Source organism: Methylobacterium platani, assembly GCF_001653715.1.
Lineage (GTDB): Bacteria > Pseudomonadota > Alphaproteobacteria > Rhizobiales > Beijerinckiaceae > Methylobacterium > Methylobacterium platani.
On sequence record NZ_LWHQ01000066.1, the window covers coordinates 3,205 to 4,387 of the forward strand.

General features: G+C 69.5%; 2 protein-coding genes. Both read left to right on the top strand.

Features of this window, described 5'->3' with window-relative positions; genetic code table 11:
• Positions 1-463: DUF47 domain-containing protein (locus tag A5481_RS27320; protein ID WP_245298669.1), on the top strand; the 463-nt coding region annotated here is incomplete at its 5' end.
• Between the two features lie 9 nt (positions 464-472).
• Positions 473-1,183: inorganic phosphate transporter (locus A5481_RS27325; RefSeq protein ID WP_064504424.1), on the top strand; the 711-nt coding region annotated here is incomplete at its 3' end.

A 1,183-nucleotide genomic window follows, 5' to 3' on the forward strand; every position in this document is an offset into this window, starting at 1 on the left:
CGAGGTGCTGGAGGCGGTGCGCCGCAGCTTCATCACCCCCTTCGACCGCGGCGACATCAAGGACCTGATCCAGTCGATGGACGACGCCATCGACCAGATGAACCGCACCGCCAAGACCATCACGCTGTTCGAGGTGCGGACCTTCGATCCGGTGATGCGCGAGATGGGCGGCACGGTGCTGGAGGCCGCCCGCCTGACCGCCGAGGCGGTGCCGCTGCTGACCGCGGTCGGCAAGCACGCCACCCGCCTGTCCGAACTCACCGAGCGGGTGACCCAGGTCGAGGGACGCTCCGACGCCCTCCACGAGCAGGGCCTCAAGGCGCTCTACCACGCGCAAAGGAGCAGCAGCGATCCGATGGCCTACATCATCGGCAGCGAGATCCTCGGCCATCTCGAGGACGTGGTCGACCGCTTCGAGGACGTCGCCAACGAGATCAGCGCCATCGTCATCGAGAACGTCTAGGAGCCGGATGTGGAGGCCGCCCTCTCGCTGCCGGTGCTCGCCGGCCTGATCGGCATCGCGCTGCTGTTCGATTTCCTCAACGGCCTGCACGACGCCGCCAACTCGATCGCCACCATCGTCTCGACCCGGGTGCTGCGGCCGCAATACGCCGTGGTCTGGGCCGCGTTCTTCAACTTCATCGCCTTCCTGTTCTTCGGCCTGCACGTCGCCCAGACGCTCGGCACCGGCATCGTCGAGGCGAGCCTGATCGACGCGCGGGTGATCTTCGGGGCCTTGGCGGGCGCCATCGCCTGGAACGTGCTGACCTGGGTGCTCGGCATCCCGTCGAGCAGCTCGCACGCGCTCGTCGGCGGCCTCGTCGGGGCGGGCCTCGCCAAGGCCGGCTGGCAGGCGGTGGTGTGGGGCGGGCTCGGCAAGACCGCCGCCGCCATCGTGCTCTCGCCGCTGCTCGGCTTCGCGCTCGCGCTGCTCCTCGTCCTGGTCGTCTCGTGGCTCTGCGTGCGCGCGACGCCGTTCGCCGTCGACCGCCGCTTCCGCCTCCTGCAATTCGTCTCGGCCTCGCTCTACTCCCTCGGCCACGGCGGCAACGACGCCCAGAAGACCATGGGCATCATCGCGGTGCTGCTGTTCAGCCAGGGCCATCTGGGACCCGAGTTCCACGTGCCGCTCTGGGTGGTGCTGGCGTGCCAGGCGGCGATGGCCGCCGGCACGCTGCTCGGC